This is a genomic window from Pseudoalteromonas sp. S327, from assembly GCF_005886415.1.
GTDB classification, from domain to species: domain Bacteria; phylum Pseudomonadota; class Gammaproteobacteria; order Enterobacterales; family Alteromonadaceae; genus Pseudoalteromonas; species Pseudoalteromonas atlantica.
The window spans coordinates 1-18,725 of the sequence record NZ_PNDP01000056.1; the positions used below are offsets into that span (position 1 = coordinate 1).

At 40.8% G+C, this 18,725-nt stretch carries 14 protein-coding genes and 1 other RNA gene; 7 read left to right on the plus strand and 8 right to left on the minus strand.

Annotation, left to right across the window (positions count from 1 at the left end):
* The 4 genes from CWB60_RS16900 to fabB form a co-directional block, all read right to left on the minus strand.
* Positions 1-1,501 (minus strand): FimV/HubP family polar landmark protein (locus tag CWB60_RS16900; protein ID WP_283234875.1); only part of this gene is annotated, 1,501 nt, incomplete at its 3' end.
* Positions 1,502-1,853: 352 nt separating this feature from the next.
* On the minus strand, positions 1,854-2,870 hold the full coding sequence (locus CWB60_RS16910; protein WP_004588395.1) for an aspartate-semialdehyde dehydrogenase: 1,017 nt from the start codon (positions 2,868-2,870) through the stop codon (positions 1,854-1,856).
* 45 nt (positions 2,871-2,915) lie between these two features.
* Entirely contained in the window at positions 2,916-4,037 is a 1,122-nt protein-coding gene (locus CWB60_RS16915; protein WP_138580001.1) for a 4-phosphoerythronate dehydrogenase, read from the minus strand.
* Positions 4,038-4,149: 112 nt separating this feature from the next.
* The gene (fabB, locus tag CWB60_RS16920) at positions 4,150-5,364 is read right to left on the minus strand and encodes a beta-ketoacyl-ACP synthase I (RefSeq protein WP_004588393.1); all 1,215 of its coding nucleotides are present in this window, start codon (positions 5,362-5,364) and stop codon (positions 4,150-4,152) included.
* A gap of 181 nt (positions 5,365-5,545) precedes the next feature.
* Here fabB and mnmC point away from each other — a divergent pair, with 181 nt between their 5' ends.
* From mnmC to CWB60_RS16940, 4 genes are all read left to right on the plus strand, one after another.
* Positions 5,546-7,555, plus strand: a complete 2,010-nt coding sequence (mnmC, locus tag CWB60_RS16925) for a bifunctional tRNA (5-methylaminomethyl-2-thiouridine)(34)-methyltransferase MnmC2/FAD-dependent 5-carboxymethylaminomethyl-2-thiouridine(34) oxidoreductase MnmC1 (protein WP_138580000.1) — start codon at positions 5,546-5,548, stop codon at positions 7,553-7,555.
* A gap of 269 nt (positions 7,556-7,824) precedes the next feature.
* Complete coding sequence (locus CWB60_RS16930; RefSeq protein WP_138579999.1) at positions 7,825-8,148, plus strand: hypothetical protein; 324 nt, start codon at positions 7,825-7,827, stop codon at positions 8,146-8,148.
* A gap of 169 nt (positions 8,149-8,317) precedes the next feature.
* Positions 8,318-8,953, plus strand: coding sequence for an SDR family oxidoreductase (locus CWB60_RS16935; RefSeq protein WP_004588390.1), 636 nt, complete (start codon positions 8,318-8,320; stop codon positions 8,951-8,953).
* Positions 8,954-9,308: 355 nt separating this feature from the next.
* Entirely contained in the window at positions 9,309-10,373 is a 1,065-nt protein-coding gene (locus CWB60_RS16940; protein WP_138579998.1) for a hypothetical protein, read from the plus strand.
* Positions 10,374-10,463: 90 nt separating this feature from the next.
* Here CWB60_RS16940 and ssrA read toward each other — a convergent pair.
* Positions 10,464-10,820, minus strand: a transfer-messenger RNA (tmRNA) gene (gene ssrA, locus CWB60_RS16945).
* 266 nt (positions 10,821-11,086) lie between these two features.
* Here ssrA and CWB60_RS16950 point away from each other — a divergent pair.
* Positions 11,087-12,712: a flagellar assembly protein A gene (locus CWB60_RS16950; RefSeq protein WP_055253134.1), complete on the plus strand. Its 1,626-nt coding sequence runs from the start codon at positions 11,087-11,089 to the stop codon at positions 12,710-12,712.
* On the opposite strand, the gene rnt is transcribed toward CWB60_RS16950, so the two are convergent.
* The gene (gene rnt, locus CWB60_RS16955; protein ID WP_138579997.1) at positions 12,696-13,388 is read right to left on the minus strand and encodes a ribonuclease T; all 693 of its coding nucleotides are present in this window, start codon (positions 13,386-13,388) and stop codon (positions 12,696-12,698) included. The genes CWB60_RS16950 and rnt overlap by 17 nt on opposite strands.
* Before the next feature lie 363 nt (positions 13,389-13,751).
* Between rnt and CWB60_RS16960 the strand changes: the two genes are divergently transcribed.
* Positions 13,752-14,630, plus strand: coding sequence for a flagellar protein MotY (locus tag CWB60_RS16960; RefSeq protein ID WP_138579996.1), 879 nt, complete (start codon positions 13,752-13,754; stop codon positions 14,628-14,630).
* A gap of 13 nt (positions 14,631-14,643) precedes the next feature.
* Here the strand turns inward: CWB60_RS16960 and CWB60_RS16965 are convergent, their stop codons facing one another.
* Positions 14,644-15,531 (minus strand): DMT family transporter, encoded by an 888-nt coding sequence (locus tag CWB60_RS16965; protein ID WP_138579995.1) that lies wholly within the window; start codon positions 15,529-15,531, stop codon positions 14,644-14,646.
* Positions 15,532-15,737: 206 nt separating this feature from the next.
* Here CWB60_RS16965 and CWB60_RS16970 point away from each other — a divergent pair, with 206 nt between their 5' ends.
* Positions 15,738-16,940 carry an aromatic amino acid transport family protein gene (locus CWB60_RS16970; protein WP_024032262.1) on the plus strand — a complete coding sequence of 401 codons (1,203 nt, stop codon included), beginning with the start codon at positions 15,738-15,740 and terminating at the stop codon, positions 16,938-16,940.
* Between the two features lie 44 nt (positions 16,941-16,984).
* On the opposite strand, the gene ggt is transcribed toward CWB60_RS16970, so the two are convergent.
* Positions 16,985-18,658: a gamma-glutamyltransferase gene (gene ggt, locus CWB60_RS16975; RefSeq protein ID WP_138579994.1), complete on the minus strand. Its 1,674-nt coding sequence runs from the start codon at positions 18,656-18,658 to the stop codon at positions 16,985-16,987.
* Positions 18,659-18,725 lie beyond the last annotated feature (67 nt).

The window sequence follows — 18,725 nt, forward strand, 5'->3', positions numbered from 1 at the left end:
CGTCTAAATCAAAGTCATCGTCTTTTGGTGATTCTTTATCAGCTTGTTGATCTAATAGTTCATCAATATCAAAGTCATCATCCTCTTCTTGGGCTAGCTCTTCGCTTAACGCGGCCAACTCATCATTGCTTTCTAAGCTGCTATCTGCGGTAGGTTGCTCAACCTCAGGCAAGTCAATTTCAGGCAGGCTATCGTCCTCATCAAATAAATCGTCTAGGTCGTCACTGCTTAAAATATCGTCCGAATCTTTTGTATCATCTAAATCAAGGTCAATTTCATCATCTTGTTTTTCATCTACAGGTTCATCAAAGCCCTGCTGCATGAAAACGTCTAACTCGTCCCCTTCACTGCCTTCGTCATCAAAAACAATATCATCACTTAATAGGCTTTCTAATTCGTCTTGATCGAGCAAGTTTTCTGAATCAGAAAATTCATCGTCTAACGCATCATCGAGAGAATCATCAAATGCAATATCCTCCTCTGTCAAAATATCGTTGCTATGATTGTCATCTAGTTGAATATCTAAATCATCAAGAGGGTCAGGAATGATTGGATCGTCTAACGCATCATTACTTTGCGGCTCGTCTTCGGTAAAGCTGGGCGTTTGTGGCAGAAAATCATCGTCATCTTGAGTTTCTTCGTCTTTGTTGGCGCGCTTTCGTAAAAACATCACCACAGCAAAAATAATTAATAACGCAGGAATGGTCATTAATAAAATAAGCACAAGTGGGTTAGACATTAAAGCGCCTAGGTCAAAAGGTTCTTCTTTTGGTACTTCTTGCACTTTTTGCTGAGCTATTATTTCGTTTTGTTTTTCTATTAGCTCTTTTAGCTGTTTTTGAATTTCGCTGTCTTGGCCTAGCTGTTCTTTTACATTGGCGAGCTCTTTTGAAATACCCGACAATTGTTTTTTGAGATTATTATTCTCAGCTAATATTTCTTCTACATTATTAACCGAGCTTTTAAATTGCTGCTGCAGCTCTACAAGCTTATTACCTTGCTGCGTTTTTATTTCATTTAATTCTTTTTGAATTTCTTTTTTAGCGTCGTCAACATCGGCTTTACGAGCTTGTGTTACTTTAGTTTGCGCGGCGTTAATTTCACTGGTGGTTAGTGTGCCATTTTTCTTTTTTTCCCACAGCGCGTCATCTTGCTCTGAGCGTTGTTTAGCAAGCTGTGGATTTACGCGTCTAATTTCCGCTAAGGTGGGTATTTTTAAATATGCACCACTTTGCATGTGGTTTAGGTTTTGTTCTAAAAAAGAATTAGGGTTTTTGTTATACAAGGCCTGCATAACTTGGTAGATACTAACTGAGTTATCTGGGCGTACTTTGGCAGCAATACGCCATAGTGTATCGGTTGGCTTTATAGGCCCTATTGATCGCCCTTGCGCACCATAGTCAGCGCCTTTTGGCCCCTTTAATTGGGTGCTGTCTTGAGAGTAAATTGGAGTTACTACCAATGCAGACGCTAATATAATAAGTGAAGCTAAACCGCGCATGCTGATCCTTTAATGTGTAAATGTTAAATGCTTTGCTATTTATTTAGCTGCTCAACATTAATTATTCTTGCCGTAACCAGCCAAATAGCTGATCTACATTTGTTATTACAATCTATTTTTATTGCAAGCTCTATTCCAGTTACAAACTATAAACCAGTTGCGGCCTAATATCCATTGCAACGCTTTGAAAATAAATACCTTAAAACTTTATTCTTAATACTATTTTATCGTGATAGATCAAGGCGTTTAGTTTAGTAGCAACGCTAAGCGGCAATAATTTGGCTCCCTTAAATACAAAAGCGGCAAACTATAAAAGTTTGCCGCTTAATTTACACACAATATTAGCGGGTATTTATAAGTAGTTAGCGATTAACTCTTCCGCTATTTGCACACTATTAGTGGCAGCCCCTTTGCGGGTGTTATCACTTACAACCCACATATTTAAACCATGAGGGTGCGAAATATCGGCGCGTAAGCGGCCAACGTAAACTGTATCATTACCACTAGCGTCTGAAACCGCGGTTGGGTAATCGCCCTCATCTTCAATAAGCTCGACTCCTGGGGCATCATTTAAAAGCTGTTTAACGTGTTCAAAGTCATACGGCATGCGTGTTTCAATGTTGATTGACTCAGAGTGGCCAAAAAATACAGGTACACGTACACAGGTTGGGTTAACAGCAATAGTGGTATCGCCCAAAATTTTATGCGTCTCGTTTACCATTTTCATTTCTTCGCGCGTGTAGCCGTTATCTTCAAAGGTATCTATTTGAGGAATAACGTTAAATGCAATTTGCTTAGGAAAAATTTCGTTTTCCATTGGGCGAGCATTCATTAAATTAGCTGTTTGCTTTGCTAATTCATCTACGGCTTCTTTGCCTGCACCAGATACGGCTTGGTATGTAGATACATTAATGCGGTCAATACCGTAGGCGTCGTAAATTGGTTTAAGCGCTAGCATCATTTGAATAGTAGAGCAGTTAGGGTTTGCAATAATATTGCGGTTTCTAAAGTCTTCAAGGCTTGCTGCATTAACTTCTGGTACCACTAGCGGTACTTCAAAATCATTTCTAAAATGTGACGTGTTATCAATTACAACACAGCCCGCATCGGCTGCAATTGGCGCGTATTTTTCTGATACACTGCCACCAGCTGAAAACAAACCTATGTGTGCTTGGCTAAAGTCAAAGCCTTCTACGTCTTGTACTTCAATGGTTTCACCACGAAACTTTATGTCTTCACCTGCGCTGCGGCTACTGGCTAGTAAAAAAAGTTGGTCTACCGGAAATTTACGATCTTCCAGGGTTTCAATAATTTGACGACCTACTAAGCCTGTAGCGCCAAGTACAGCAACGTTATATTTTTGCGACATATTTTATCCTCTTTAAGCAGTGTTAAAACAACACTACTAGTTAAATTAGTTTGCGGTGTTAAAGCCAAGCTGAGCGAGTGCATCTGTATGCTGTGCACTCCCTTTTACCGTTAAAGTGCTAAACTCACGCCTTACAGGGTAGTTTTTACGTAAACTATCAAACCCGTCTTTTGCTAAGTTGCGCAGCAAAATGCCATCATCACGGCGTACGTCGTAAATTAAATGCACTAAACGCGCAATATCAGCCTCAGTAAAGCTGCTTTGTAAACTTAGGCTTGTAACAGCAGGTTGTGGTAAAAAATCAGCGAGAGATTTTTCTGCGGTTACGCCTTCTAATTTACACAATGCTTGGTACAGCATTTGTGTGCCGCGGGCTTTTCCTTCAAGGGTATGGCCGGCAATGTGCACGCTGGCATAGCGCACATGATCAAGCAATGGAATTAAAATGTTAGGCTCGTTTTCCCAAACATCCAAAACCAAATCTAAGTCTGCCCCTTGCTCCATAACCGATAACAAAGCTTGATTATCAATTACTTCTCCGCGGCTCGCATTTATAACTGCTAACCCAGGCTTTAACGCTTTAAGGCGTTTTTCATCAATTAAATGATGCGTTTTGTGCTCACCGGTTTTAATCAGCGGTACATGAAAGGTAACCGCATCTACGCGCTCAAGTAGTTCGTCAAGCTCAACATGCTCGGCTAATAAGCCCTGCTCATGTTTAATTGGGTCACATAATAAAACATCAACATTAAGTGCTTTTAGTTTTTGTGCTAAACAGCTGCCAATGTTACCCACCCCAACAATACCTATTGTTTGACCACTTAAAGGGGCTGCGTTTTCTTGGCTTAAGGCAAACAAGCTACTTATTACATACTCAGCCACCGCCACTGCATTGCAACCTGGGGCACTACTAAAGGCAATGCCTTTATCGTTTAGTAACTGTGTATCTATATGATCAACACCAATAGTGGCGGTACCTACAAAGCTTAATTTATTAGCGTGGGCAAGCAAGTCACTGTTTACTTTAGTAACCGAACGCGTAAGTAATACATCAACATCAATTAACGCATCGGGTGTTAAGTTTCGTCCATCAAAGCGCGTTACCTCACCAAAGTCTGCAAAATACTGCTCAACTAAAGGCATGTTTTGATCGGCAAGAATCTTCATTGGGGAGTCCGTATGGCAAAATGAGGCGCTATTGTAACGAACAACCGAGCCATTACACAAACTAAAAAGCCGAGCAATGCTCGGCTTTTAATCACTATAAAGAGAAAACGAATTAACCTTTATATTTGCTCATAACTAATGTGGCGTTTGTACCACCAAAACCAAAGCTATTAGACATAACAGTATTAAGCTGTGCATCACGGCGCTCAGTTACAATGTTAAGGCCTTGTGCTTGCTCATCTAGCTCATCAACGTTAATAGATGGCGCTACAAAGTCGTTTTCCATCATTAAAATTGAGAAAATAGCTTCGTGAACACCCGCAGCACCTAGTGCGTGACCCGTTAATGATTTAGTCGCACTAATAAGCGGTGAGTTACCACCAAACACTTCTTGAATAGCGCCTAGCTCTTTAACATCGCCTACTGGCGTAGAGGTACCGTGCGTGTTTAAGTAATCAATTGGAGTATCAACGCCTTGCATTGCTTGGCGCATACAGCGTACTGCGCCTTCACCTGAAGGTGCTACCATGTCGTAGCCATCAGATGTAGCACCGTAGCCTACAATTTCTGCGTAAATATGTGCGCCACGAGCAAGTGCATGCTCAAGCTCTTCTACTACAACAATACCGCCACCAGCAGAAATAACAAAACCATCGCGGTTTGCATCGTACGTACGAGATGCTTTTTCTGGTGTTTCGTTATATTTGGTAGATAACGCGCCCATTGCGTCAAATTCCATTGCAAGAGTCCAGTGGAGCTCTTCACCACCACCGGCAAAAATAACATCCTGCTTGCCTAATTGAATTTGCTCAACAGCGTGGCCAATACAATGTGCAGATGTTGCACACGCAGAGCTTATAGAATAGTTAACGCCTTTAATTTTAAATGGCGTGGCTAAACAAGCCGATGTCGTGCTTGCCATCGTACGCGGAACCATATAAGGACCTACACGCTTTACGCCTTTTTCGCGCAAAATATCGGCCGCTTCTACTTGCCACTTTGAAGAGCCACCACCTGAGCCTACTAATAAACCCGTGCGCTCATTAGATACTTGCTCATCTGATAAGCCAGCATCTTCAATTGCTTGCTTCATAGAAATATAAGAGTAAGCAGCAGCATCACCCATAAAGCGCATTGCTTTACGGTCTACGTGTTCTTTAACATCAATATCAATTTTGCCCGATACATTACTACGTAAGTTGTAATCGGCAAATTCTTGGTTAAAAGCAATACCGCTTTTGCCCGCTTTTAGTGACTCTAATACTTCTTGTTTGTTATTACCGATGCTTGATACAACACCGATACCCGTAATTACGGCTCTTCTCATGGGTAATTCCCTTAGCTTGATACTAAATTACTGTGTATTTTACGCTGTTTTTAGGTGTTAAGTGGTCAGCTTTCTAGCGTACACCTGTACTCTGAATTTAATAGCTTATAAATAACGCCAGACTATTTCAAAGAAAACCCGTAAAATAATTAAAAAATACTGTCTAAAAATTTAATAAGTCATGATAAAAAACGCCCAAATACACTTTAATGAAGTAGGCACACCGGTAGCCGATAACTTTGACGATGTTTATTTTTCTAATGACGACGGCCTTGCTGAATCGCATTACGTGTTTTATCAACAAAACAATATAGAGGCGCGGTTACAAAATCATGACCAAACGCATTTTGTTATTGCCGAAACCGGTTTTGGTACTGGTTTAAACTTTTTAAATGCATGGCAACACTTTAATGACCACCTTGCCAATCAACAAGTTCAAAATCAAGTAGACAAACGGGTTAAGCGATTGCATTTTATTTCGTTTGAAAAATACCCGCTTAATGCTGATGATCTAAAAAAAGCACTGCAAGCGTGGCCAACATTAAACAAGCTCAGTGATGAATTAATAACACATTACCCTATAAATTTAGGCGGCTGTCATCGCATAGAATTTAATAACGGCCAAGTTATTCTTGATTTGTATTTTGGCGACGTGCTTGATTCAATAAATGCAATGAGCTACCCGCAATCAGGGGTGGTCGATGCGTGGTTTTTAGATGGCTTTGCACCGAGTAAAAACCCTGACATGTGGCAACAAAGTGTGTTTAATGCCATGGTTGATATATCGCGCAAGCATGCAACACTTGCCACATTTACCGCTGCAGGTTTTGTACGCCGAGGCTTAACAGCTGCAGGCTTTAGCATGCAAAAAGCGAAAGGCTTTGGCCGTAAACGCGAAATGCTGATAGGCCAATTAGCACACGCTAATAGTGCACAGTCATCACCCCCGTACTTTGAACAACCCCCTGCCAAGCTAGAGCATGTTGCTGTAATTGGCGGCGGGATTGCGAGTAGCTGTATTTTGCACAGTTTGGCTAAGCGTGGCATTAAAAGTAGCCTATTTTGCCAAGATGAAAAACCAGCTATGGGTGCTTCACATAACGTACAAGGCGCGGTTTACCCCCATCTGCAAGCTAAAAACTCACCTCATAGTGAATTATTTGCGAACAGTTTTTTATACGCTAAACGCAGTTACCAGCAACTACTAAAAAACGGCTTTAATTTTGATTATAGCTGGTGCGGTGTGCTGCAACATGCGGTAAAAAAGCCTCTTGCCGATAAACATCAAAACTTAGAACAAAAACAGTTATGGCCTCAAGCCTTAATGCGCAATGTAACTGTAGAGCAAGGAGATAAACTGGCAGGCGTAAAAACCGGCTACTCCGGCGTTTATTTTGAGCAAGGCGGTTGGGTAAACCCACCCCAGCTAGTTGAGGCAATGCTAAAAGCAGCCAATAGCCTTAACCCTATTAATAGCTATTTTAATTGCCATATACAGCAACTTACTAAAACCGATGCAGGCTGGTATTTAACCCACAAGCATACCCAATATGGCCCTTTTAGTGATGTAATAATATGTGCAGGTGAGCATAGCGATGCGTTTGAACAAACAAACGCATTACCTATTGTAGGGGTGCGTGGTCAAGTATCGCATATTCAAGCGAGTGAACAATCTAAGCAGCTTAAAACCGTGTTGTGCCATAAAGGATATTTTACACCCGCCTATTTAGGTAAGCACTGTATGGGCGCTACATTTGAAAAAAACACAAAAAGTCGCGCCGTTACAGAAAAAGACAACCAGCTAAACCACGAGCAATTACTTAGCTTTTACCATCAAAGCGACTTTGCCACCACATTAGGTGACATTACCTGTGCTAAAGCAGCTGTGCGCTGCACATTTATAGATCACTTGCCAATGGCAGGACAATGGTGTGAGCAAAGCGATTACAGCACCGCCTTTGCTAATTTACGCCTAGGTAAACGCTATCAATACTCACCTCTATGCAAGCCACAACAAGGCTTACATATTTTTACCGGATTTGGAGCGCGCGCATTATGCAGCGCACCGTTATTAAGCGAGCACTTTATTAGCACGTTAAATAATGAACCACGCCCACTCAGCGAGCGTGTAAGCCAGGCCATTCACCCTGCGCGGTTTATAGTGCGTGATTTAATACGAAATAAAATTTAAATGACATCATTCATTTTTTGCGTAAAATAATAACTATAAAAGGAATTTATACCAATCCGCTTAATTAAGTGATCAATTTTGAGGCTGGAAAAACCTGTTGATGGCTAAGAAAAAAGTTCGCTATTTAGTTGTTCTAAATAAAAATTTTTTAAAACAGGTAACGACACGGTTAGCACCGCAAAATGATTAAGTATTATTGCGCAATGGTATTATATAACCAATGCGCACCATATGTATGAATGCGGATGGGTATCAATAAAAGGATAACAATGAAAGCTTTAACTTGTGCTGTAATATTACTCGCCGCTATATCGTTTAACACATTTAGCCAAGACGTAACCGCCATCCCCTTACCTGAAGAATTCATCACCACCATGGATGTAACTGGCGAATACCCGCTGGTTAGAACAGGGTATTTAGCTGCTTCTATTGATGCTATTTCTAAATTTTATCAGCAGGCCCTTGGTGATCCCATTAACAGCAAAGGCGATAATAACTACCGCACCCTTTACTATAACTACCAAAACCATGCTGTTCGCATCAGTTTATACCATCATAATTATGTTACCGAAGTCAGCATAATGATTGAATAAACACAGTAAAAAGCGGCTAATTTTCATGCTCAGTTCAGACTCAATTTTTATTTACTTTTAAATAACCACTTTGTAGAGAAAAACAGCGTTTTACCCTTTAAAAACGAATGCCTACCCCAAGGTCTATTTGTACTAAATACCTTTACACTAAATTGAGAAGGAATTAATTATGAGTAAGACCCTAATTATTGGCGCTAGCGGACAAATTGGTAAAATGGCAACCAAGTTGCTTTTAAACAATGAGCAAAATGTATCTGCATTAGTGCGTGATAAAAGTAAGTTAGATGATTTAGATAGTCCATTTTTAACTATTGTGGAGCAAGATCTCGAAGGAGATTTTTCTGGTGCGCTAAAAGATTGCGATCAAGTTATTTTTGCTGCTGGCTCTGGCGGAAGTACAGGCACAGATAAAACCGTGCTAATTGATTTATGGGCAGCCACCAAAGCAGCAACGTATGCTAAAGAGCATGGCGTAAAGCATTTTATTATGATTAGCTCGATTGGCGCTGACGATCCAGACTCAATAGAAAGCGACTTAAAACCTTACTTAGTTGCCAAACATATGGCCGATGAGCACCTTATCAACAGTGGCTTAAACTACACCATAGTGCGCCCAGGTGGGCTGACCGATGAAAGCGCCTCAATGAAAGTAACCACCGAGCGTCCAAACGATCGTTCTAAAGCTAAAATTAGCCGCGAAAATGTTGCCAATGCCCTATTACATATTGCTACTAACGCATTTAATGGCAACCGTGTTTTTGAACTATTTGACGGCGAAACGCCCATTAAAGCAGCCGTAAAATAAACACTCTGGTTGCCCTTTGTAAACCCCCTTACAAAGGGCAACGTATTTAAATGCTAAATCGCACGCGCCCTCCCTTGCTTCACTATATTTATTAAATGTAAACAACACGTTTAAATCGCTTTATAAAAGCCTACACACCGCGTTCCTAATAAAACAACATGAAAAACAAGTACTTCCACTAAAATCACCACAAAACAATGCGTTAAAAACTCAACAGAGTAAATTTTGTTCAGGCTTTTTTACTAGTTTAATAAGGCTAAATACTAGAAACCCCTTATTTTATCTGGTAAATTAACAGCGTGTTAAAACAATAATAAAAATTCCTCAATGGAAGTTGCACGAATAAGGACATAGCGTGAGCGCCTCATTTAAAATTATTTTTAATGGTCAGTTACACCAAAATGCTGACATTAGTACCGTACAAGAGCAACTTTGTCAGTTTTTAAAAATTCCCCATAATGTCGCTGTAAAATTATTTGATGGCCGAGCCTACGCACTCGTCAAAGACCTATCGAGTATTGATGCAGTTAAAACAGAATCTAAACTAAAAAGTTTTGGTTTAATCACCAAAGTAGAACCGCACGCAAGTGTAAGGGGCCCCCAAAGAGCCGCGGGTACTAAACTGATTGTTGCTCACAATGAGCCAGCAGTAAAAAACATAGCTAATACAATAACCAGCATTAAAAAGTCCGGCGTAAATAGCCCAACCGCCTTGCCCAAATTAGCACTGCAAAGCGCATTATTTTTTTGTTATAGCTTATTATTCATCTGCCTTATTTGCTCAGCAGTAATAAGCTTTAACACACTTAAAATGAGTATGATAGACAGCTCATCAGCTTCGCCCTCAACAACATTAAATTACGTTCATTATAAGCAGTACTTAGCAAATCAAAAAAAGCACCCAGAAGTCACCTTGCCTAACACCCACAACACAGATGAGCTTAACCAAGGGGCGCAGCGAAAAATTGATAGCTATTTTGCTCGTTTTTCAACGCATATAAACAGTTACGCAAAAATTCTAAAGCAACCAAATATAAACAGTATGGGCGCAGAAAGGTTAAAGCAGCACCTACAAGAAATAGATGCGCTAGGCACTGAACATGTATTTTGGGAGCAGTTAATTAACCTTGCTAAATCGCTTAATAACGACGCCCATGTAATGAGCAAGCTTGGTAATGATAACCCTGATAAAATTCAATGGATAAACGCCGTTGATTGGATAAGCCAAAGCTACATTAGACAACAACAAAATAAGCCTGACGCTTTGCCCGTCACACCTACAAACACACAACTCGCCAAGTCACCGATATTAGATTTAACTCTACTAATTAGCTTAATGTCGTTTTTAACGCTTATTATTATTAGTATTAAAATGAAAGTAAGATCGATAAAAATGAAGCTAGCCACTGCAAGCAAATAATAAATTAAAACCATAAAAAAACCGCCAATCTGATTGCTCAAATTGGCGGTTTTTTTATGGTTTTTAAGTAACGAACTTAAATACCTGTATTGGTGGAGCTGGGGGGATTTGAACCCCCGTCCGAAAAGCCTCGACCGTCGGTACTACATGTTTAGTATTGTCATTTAATTAACCTTTAAATCCCGGACAAACACGGTAGATAAAGGCGAGGCCGCTTAGTTTTAACGCTTCAACCCCGGCCAGGGTTTCCGTCGCGATCAGGTGTTAGGGTGACACTCCAAAATCCAGTCCACAAGAATACATGGAAGGAGCGCTAGCCAGCCTAAGCTGCTAGAGAGTAGTTATCGTCGTTTGCGATTACTTTAAATTGCGGCTTTTTTACGAGGCAAACCGCACCTCGACATGCACCTCAGGCTTCTTGAATTCCGTCGAATCCTAATCAGCCCCTGAAATATGAATTTCTTTCAGTGAGGGCAGTATAACTGAGTAAACGACTGATACTCAAGGGGTGTGACACTTTTATTTTAGCTAACTGAATCAACTGAACAGTAAACAAGCACAAGTTTGTAAAAAAGCAAACAAATACTGAACATTTACTTAACATACCGGTCAAGTTGTGCTCAAATAAGGAGTTAAATTTTACACTAGCTATAAGGCTTTAGTAGTAAAAGTAATAATCATAATAACAGGCATATTACGTAGGGAATTTATAAATGTCGGTTTTTTTATTTAATGAACAAACGGGTGAGCTGGCGTTATCTGCACACCCTATTGATAATGGATTTCCGGTAACGAGTGCTCAACTTATTGAGCTGCTTGAACAGTCGGATTATTGCGAGTTTGAAGTACTCTCTAGCAATATTGGTAAGTTATTTTCACCGAGTAAAAATTATCAGCAAGAATCATTAGTAATTGCCAAAGCCACGGACGCGAGCATTGTTATTAACGTTGATGAAAAAAACATGGTTGCAGAGGCTACGCTTACCACGGCCAAAGGCGGCGCATTACTCTCAATGGAGGCAGCTCAAGCAGCTTTAGTTAAAGCCGGTGTAAAAAAAGGCATTAGCCCTCGCGCACTTGATACGTTTTTAGGTCAGCAGTTTTCTCACCCTGCAGGTACATCATACAGCGCTATTGTGGCTCATGGCCGAAACCCTAAAGAAGGTAGTGATGCGAGGTTTGTTCGCCTTTGCTCTACTGCGCAAGACCGCGTACTTAGCCCCCAAGCAAAAGAAGGTGGCAAGGTCGATATGAAAGACCTTGGCGCGATTATTACGGTAAAGCCCGGCACCCCTTTAATGCAGCGAGTAGCTGCTACTCCAGGTGAAGATGGCTATACGGTTTTTGGCGATATGATCAAGGCAACGCCTGGTAAAGAACATCAATTACAGCCCTTTGAAGGCACAAAAATAGACCCTAATAACCCAAACATGCTCATTGCCGATTGTAAAGGTGTCCCTGTGGCCTTACCTAGAGGCATGCGGGTTGACGATGTTTTGTGTTTTCATAATGTAGATGTAAGTACAGGCCACGTTGATTTTGATGGCAGTGTAATTATATCTGGTGATGTAAAAGATGGTATGCGGGTTAAAGCCAATGGCGATATTACTGTATTAGGGTTTGTAGAATCAGGCACGATTGAAAGCCAAAGCGCGGTAACTATTATGCTCGGCGCTATTGGCCGTAAGCGTGAAAATGAAGAAGCATTTACGTGTGAAATTTCAGCCCAGCGTACTATTTCTATTGGCTATGCCCAGTACTGTAATATTAAAAGTGCGCAAGATTTATTTATAGAACGCCAAGCATTACATTGTAATTTAAGTGCAAGGCGCTTAATACGTGTTGGTAAAGCAGGTAACCCTCGCGGCAAAATAATTGGGGGAAATATTCTTGATGCTATGCGTATAGAAACAGGTGAACTAGGTGCGCCGGCTGGGACTAAGACCCGTGTGTTTTTAGCTCAAAACTGGCATGAACTGCGCTCAAAGCAGTCTCAAATAATTGATTTTGAAAAAGTGTTAGCAAGTAAAACATCTGCACTTAAACAAGCTAAAGAAAAAGCGATAAAAATTCCAGTTGCTGCTCAACGCCAACAGCTACTAGATAAAATTGCCGCTAATGAGCAGCATATAAAAACTCGCGCTATGCACGTACAACGTCAAAAAAGATTGGTGAAGCAAAAAATTTCTCAGCTATTGGCAACTAGCCGACTTAAAATTAACGAAATAATGCACCCAGGTGTGGAGCTTAAAATAGCAAAAGACACAAAACAGTTTTCGCGTATTTACCCACCCCACTTAGTAAAACTTTCTGAGGGAAAAATCACTCAGTCGTTTTAGTACCCTCTTCGGTGTTTTCAGTTTCTTGGGCGTCACTTTCAGGTAGTGGCGCTAATGGCCAGCCCCCTAGCTCTTGCCAACGGTTTACTATTAAACAATATAGTTCTGCTGTGCGTTCTGTATCGTAAAGTGCCGAGTGTGCTTGGCTGTTATCAAACTCAATCCCCGCGGCTCTACATGCTTTAGCTAGTACCGTTTGGCCTAAAGCTAACCCTGCAAGCGAGGTTGTATCGAAACTCACAAATGGATGAAATGGCGTACGCTTAATATTGTTACGCTCAATGGCTGCATTTAAAAAGCCATGATCAAAAGCGGCATTATGTGCCACTACAACTGAGCGTTGACACCCAGCAGCTTTTTGCGCTTTACGTACTGCTTTACAAATTTCTTTAATTGCTTCGTCTTCTGGTACAGCGCCGCGCAACGGGCTAAACGGGTCTATGCCGTTAAATTCAATTGCGGCTTGTTCAATATTAGCGCCTTCAAAAGGCTCTACATGAAAATGAACGGTATGATCTATGCTGAGTAACCCTTCGTCATCCATTTTTAAAATTGATACGGCAATTTCAAGTAAGGCGTCGGTTTCTTTATTAAAGCCGGCGGTTTCTACATCAATAACAACAGGAAAAAAGCCGCGAAAGCGTTGTGCGAAAAGTGTTTGCTCAGTATTTGCCATAGTCTTCTTGGTTTATGAGGATAAGCTCACTATTATGTCAAAATTGGGGGCTACTCGGCTAGGGCTTTATAAATTATTTAATTAATATATTGTAGGCATGCTATTTGCTTTTAAATAACTGCTAATTGTATTGGCTGTTATTAATCCCCATCGCATTAAATTACGGATACCAGTATGGCGCTTAGAAAATAGCGCAATAACAAGGCGAAAATTATTTATAGCTTTGTTTTACATCAGTAAGTTTAACGCAGTGAGTGGGCTATTTAATACGATACAAAGATTATGTTTTTAATTAAGTTGGTATAGAGCCCTACTTTAGCCGTACGCCAAAATATTGGCTTAGTAGATTAACCGGAGCGTTTTATGAAGTGTAAGTTGTTTTTTATTAGCGTAAGCCTTGGCACCGCCTTGATGAGTTATTCATCGCAAGCGGCTATGCGCCAATACAGCGCAAATCAAGATAACTCCAATTGGGAAGTTATAAAAACAACGCGCTTACAGTGTCAATTAAACCACGAAGTGCCCTACTACGGTGAGGCCATATTTAAGGCATCGGCCAGTAAAAACAAAAACCTAACTTTTAATCTAGATATGGTTGTGCGCCCCGACAATTACGATATAGCCGGTTTAAAGGCGGTGCCACCAGCATGGCGTTCAGGCCTGCCCGCGCGTGATATGACCACGATGAAGTTACTTAAAAAGTTTGATGGTGAGCTTGGTAATAAAACCGCATGGGAAATGCTAACTGAACTTGAAAAAGGGTTTCATCCTACCTTTTACTACCAGGACTGGCAAAATAGTGCCGACAAAATTGCCGTTGGTATTTCAAGCGTTAATTTTAAACAAGCCTATTGGGCGTTTTTGCAGTGCCGCGATGAACTTTTACCATACAGCTTTGAAGATATTTCATTTACTGTAATGAACTACCAATCAAATAGCAGTAAGCTCACTAAAGAGTCGCAAAAGCGCTTAGATAAAATTGCTGAGTATTTAAAAAATGATACCAGTATTGAGTCTATAAGTATTGATTCGTATACCGATAGCTACGGTGGCCGTTGGAATAACTTAGATTTATCGCGTAAGCGTGCTAAAGCTATAAAAGATTATATGGTCAGCTTAGGTGTTGATGAGAGCAAAGTAGAAACCACAGGCCTAGGTGAAAAACGTTTTGTTGATACTAACGAAAATATTTTAGGGCGAAATAAAAACCGTCGTTTAATTATTCAAATAGCAAAAATGTAACCGCCCTAAACTGCTAACTACCGCTGCGCCGCTTTATGAGCTTATCGCCAAACTGAAAAAACGTTAGACTCAAAAATGTAATTATGGCTCCTATAATAAGCTCCTGACTTAAAGGCTCGTTATTAAGTAATGCGCCTAGCGCTAATGCAAAACTTGGTGTAATTAAACTACTTAAGGCTACAGTACTGGCGTTTAACTTTTGTAATACATGAAAATACGCTAAAGCCCCTACAATCGAGCCAAAAATACCTAAATACGCAATACTCCATAACGAGCGAGCACTCCAATAATCCATACTTATTTGCCCATCTACCAGCCACCACAGCAGCCCAAATAAAGGAGTAACAAAAACCAGCGCTCCAAAAGTGGTTGCCATAGGGTGAATAGCAATTTTTACACGTTTGATCATCACCCCACTAAGACTAAATAAAGTAACCGCCATTAACACATACATCAGCCCTATGCCCTGAGTTTGTGAGGTTTGTAGCTGGTTATAACTTACAAAATAAAGGCCTATTAATGCACAGCTCAGCGCTATTAATTTAATAGGGCTAAATTTAGGCTCATTAAGTAACCTTTGTGCTAAAAAACCAGAGAGAATAGGCGCAAGGCCAAACACTAATGAAATAATACCTGAAGGTACTGTGGTAGCAGCCATGTAACTTAATGACATACCACCAAAAATACCCAAACTGGAGTATGCATATAACGTGCACGCGTTTTTGCTCCAAGGGACACGAATATTGGCTATAGCAACAATTAACCCAGCAACAAATAAGCCTATAATCATGCGCATTAAAACGGCGAGGGTTGGTGCTACAGTTTCACTGCTCCATACAATACCTAATGGCGTAGTACACCAAATAATGACAAGTAGTAAATAAGATAATTTAACTGGCACACGCCATTCCTTTGCACTGAGGAGGTAGAAACCCTATTAAAGTAAATTATACGCGCGAAAGTAATACGCAGTACATATATAAACGTCTAAATACAGCTGTAAATTCATAGTTACATTATTATTTACCGGCATTTATTACAAAACTATTTATGTTTTAAGTAACTAGTTATATCTTGAGTGCCTCTCACACATTTTAGGATAGTTAAGTGCTTAAAAATAAAACAATAGGCAGCATGTTAATTGTTGCAGGCACCACCATAGGCGCAGGTATGCTGGCATTGCCAATAGCCTCTGCAGGACTTGGGTTTAATACCGCGCTTGCACTGATAATAGCCAGCTGGTTACTGATGACCTACACCGCTTTATTAATGCTAGAGCTCCACCAATACGCCCCTAGAGATGCAACGTTAAACACCTTAGCAAAGCGCTGGTTAGGAAAACGCGGCCAGTACGTTGCTAACTTTTCGATGATATTTTTGTTTTACGCCCTGTGCGCAGCCTATATAGCCGGGGGTGGCGCGCAGTTGCAGTCGCGTATTAGTAGTGATTTGAGCATAAACATAGCGCCGCAAATTGCCTCTATTGTTTTGGCCATTGTAATAGGTAGCGTGGTTACTTTAGGCACCAGTAAAGTAGATAAACTTAACCGCGTGTTATTTACGATTAAAATTTTAGTACTAGGCAGCTTGTTTTATATGCTTACACCCTATGTACAAGGTAAGCACTTACTTGAAATGCCCGTTGAGCAAGGGCTGATTTTATCTGCCTTACCCGTTATTTTTACCTCATTTGGTTTTCATGGCTCTATTCCGTCAATTGTTAAGTATGTGGGGCTAGAAACAAAAGTATTGCGTAAGGTAATGATTGCAGGGGCTGCTTTACCTTTAGTGATTTATATTTTTTGGCAACTGCTTAGCCAAGGGATTATGCAGCAAAGTGATTTACTCAATAGTAATGGCTTAACAGGCTTTGTAGAGAGTGTGGCAAGTATTGCGCATAATCCGCAGGTAACAAGCGCTGTTACACTGTTTGCCGACTTAGCATTGGCCACCTCTTTTTTAGGTGTTAGCTTAGGGTTATTTGATTTTTTTGCTGATGCATTTAATAAAGGCGACACCAAATCAGAAAGAATAAAAACCGCACTAATTACTTTTATTCCCCCTTTAGGGTTTGCGTTATTTTACCCTCAGGGATTTATAATGGCGCTAGGCTATGCAGCCATCGCCCTTGTGGTATTAGCAATATTTTTACCGGTTTCTATGGTGTATAAGCAGCGTAAATCGGGCCCTCAAACGGGATACCAAGTGCGAAGTGGTAATATGGGTTTAGCGGTGGCAGGGCTGTGCGGCGTTGTAATTATTGTCGCCCAATTTATGCAAATGTTGGGATTAGTACCCGCTATTGGTTAATAACAAAACTAACCCCTTTAGCTTAAAGGGGTTAGTTAAAAATGTTAAAATACCCGAGACTCACCACGGCCTGTAGCCTGAGAAGCTGCTTGTAGCTCACCGTCTTTATTTACAATAACCTGCAAATCGCCAAAACGGCGCTCATCCAGTGTGTAGCCCATTTTTATAAGTTCAGCTTGAGTGTTTTCACTGAGCCCTGCGTGTGTTCTGATCACGTTTTTAGGCCATAACTGATGATGAAACCGCGTGCTATTAACAATATCGTTGGCGCCCATGTTAAATTCAACCGCATTTAAAATAGATTGATACACCGAGCTAATAATTGTTGTGCCCCCAGGCGAGCCTGTGACCATTTTAACGCTGTTGTTTTTGAGCAGTATGGTTGGCGACATTGAGCTAAGCATACGCTTTTGTGGCTGAATTTCATTGGCTTTACCGCCGAGCGCACCAAAGGCGTTCATTACCCCAGGTTTAGCGCTAAAGTCGTCCATTTCGTCATTTAATATAAAGCCTGCACCTTCAACCACAACGCCACTACCAAAGCTTAAATTGATCGTTGTGGTATTGGCCACTGCATTACCCATTTTATCAATAATAGAAAAATGCGTGGTTTGTTCACTTTCTTTGAGGCCTGGTTTTATGTTTTCGGTGGTTGAAATAGCTGTTAAAGAAATATCTTTACTGCGCGCTTTTAGGTAATCAATATGAGTAAGCTCAGTCACTGGTACATCAAAAAAGTCCGGATCGCCCAAGTACTCTGCTCTATCGGCAAACACACGTTTACCTATTTCAGCAAGTAAATGTACATATTGAGTAGAGTTATGTACCAGCCCCATTTCGCTTTTTTTAAGCTCAAACATTTTTAGCCACTGCAAAATAGCTATTCCGCCAGAGCTTGGTGGTGGAGAGGTTAATACTTCATAACCGTTCCAGTTAGCTTTAATCGGCGTGCGCGACACAGCCGTGTAATTAGCCAAATCAGTTTGGTTAATAATGCCGCCGTGCTGGTGCATAAAGTTGGCAATAATGCGGGCTGTTTCGCCTTTATAAAACCCGTCTTGGCCGTTATCTCTTATGCGTTTTAAAGTAGCGGCTAGCTCGGGCTGTTTAAAAATCTGATTTGCTTTTATATCTGCAAAATAGTGTTTAAAATTTACATTTATATTTTGTTTGTCTAGATGAGCAATGTATTGTGCGACCCCTTGAGCCAATTTGGGCGGCACTTTAAAGCCTTGCTCTGCTAAGGTAACCGCTGGCTGTACTAATGTTTGCCATTTTAAGGTGCCGTGTTTTTGATGGGCCAGCCACATACCGGCTACGCTCCCTGGTACACCACTTGCGTGAATACCATAAATTGACTTGTTTTTAATTACATCGCCCTTGGCATCTAAATACATATCTCTGTGCGCTGCTTGGGGAGCCGTTTCGCGATAGTCTATAAAGTCCCCTTTTCCCTCTTTTTGTATAAGCATAAAGCCTCCCCCGCCAATATTTCCGGCTTCGGGAAGCGTTACCGCTAATACAAATTGCGCAGCAATAGCCGCATCAACAGCATTTCCACCTTGTTCTAAAATAGCTTGTGCTGTATCTGCACTAAACGAGTCAGGCATTGCGACAGCGCTTTTAGTAACTTGCTCCGCCTGCACGCTAAATATACAAAATTGTGCAATCAACACACTCTTAACAATGAGCCTGCTTGGTCGAAAGAATAACCCCATAAAACATCCTTACTTTATTATTTGAATCTCGCTTGGCTCATTTATGCATACCATAGAATGTTAGGTC

Bases quoted from the DNA above. Each gene is read 5' to 3' on its own strand.
- mnmC (WP_138580000.1), top strand. From the start codon at position 5,546: ATGATAAAAAACGCCCAAATACACTTTAATGAAGTAGGCACACCGGTA.
- CWB60_RS16935 (WP_004588390.1), top strand. From the start codon at position 8,318: ATGAGTAAGACCCTAATTATTGGCGCTAGCGGACAAATTGGTAAAATG.
- CWB60_RS16915 (WP_138580001.1), bottom strand. From the start codon at position 4,037: ATGAAGATTCTTGCCGATCAAAACATGCCTTTAGTTGAGCAGTATTTT.
- ggt (WP_138579994.1), bottom strand. From the start codon at position 18,658: ATGGGGTTATTCTTTCGACCAAGCAGGCTCATTGTTAAGAGTGTGTTG.
- CWB60_RS16930 (WP_138579999.1), top strand. From the start codon at position 7,825: ATGAAAGCTTTAACTTGTGCTGTAATATTACTCGCCGCTATATCGTTT.
- fabB (WP_004588393.1), bottom strand. From the start codon at position 5,364: ATGAGAAGAGCCGTAATTACGGGTATCGGTGTTGTATCAAGCATCGGT.
- CWB60_RS16910 (WP_004588395.1), bottom strand. From the start codon at position 2,870: ATGTCGCAAAAATATAACGTTGCTGTACTTGGCGCTACAGGCTTAGTA.
- CWB60_RS16960 (WP_138579996.1), top strand. From the start codon at position 13,752: ATGAAGTGTAAGTTGTTTTTTATTAGCGTAAGCCTTGGCACCGCCTTG.
- rnt (WP_138579997.1), bottom strand. From the start codon at position 13,388: ATGGCAAATACTGAGCAAACACTTTTCGCACAACGCTTTCGCGGCTTT.
- CWB60_RS16950 (WP_055253134.1), top strand. From the start codon at position 11,087: ATGTCGGTTTTTTTATTTAATGAACAAACGGGTGAGCTGGCGTTATCT.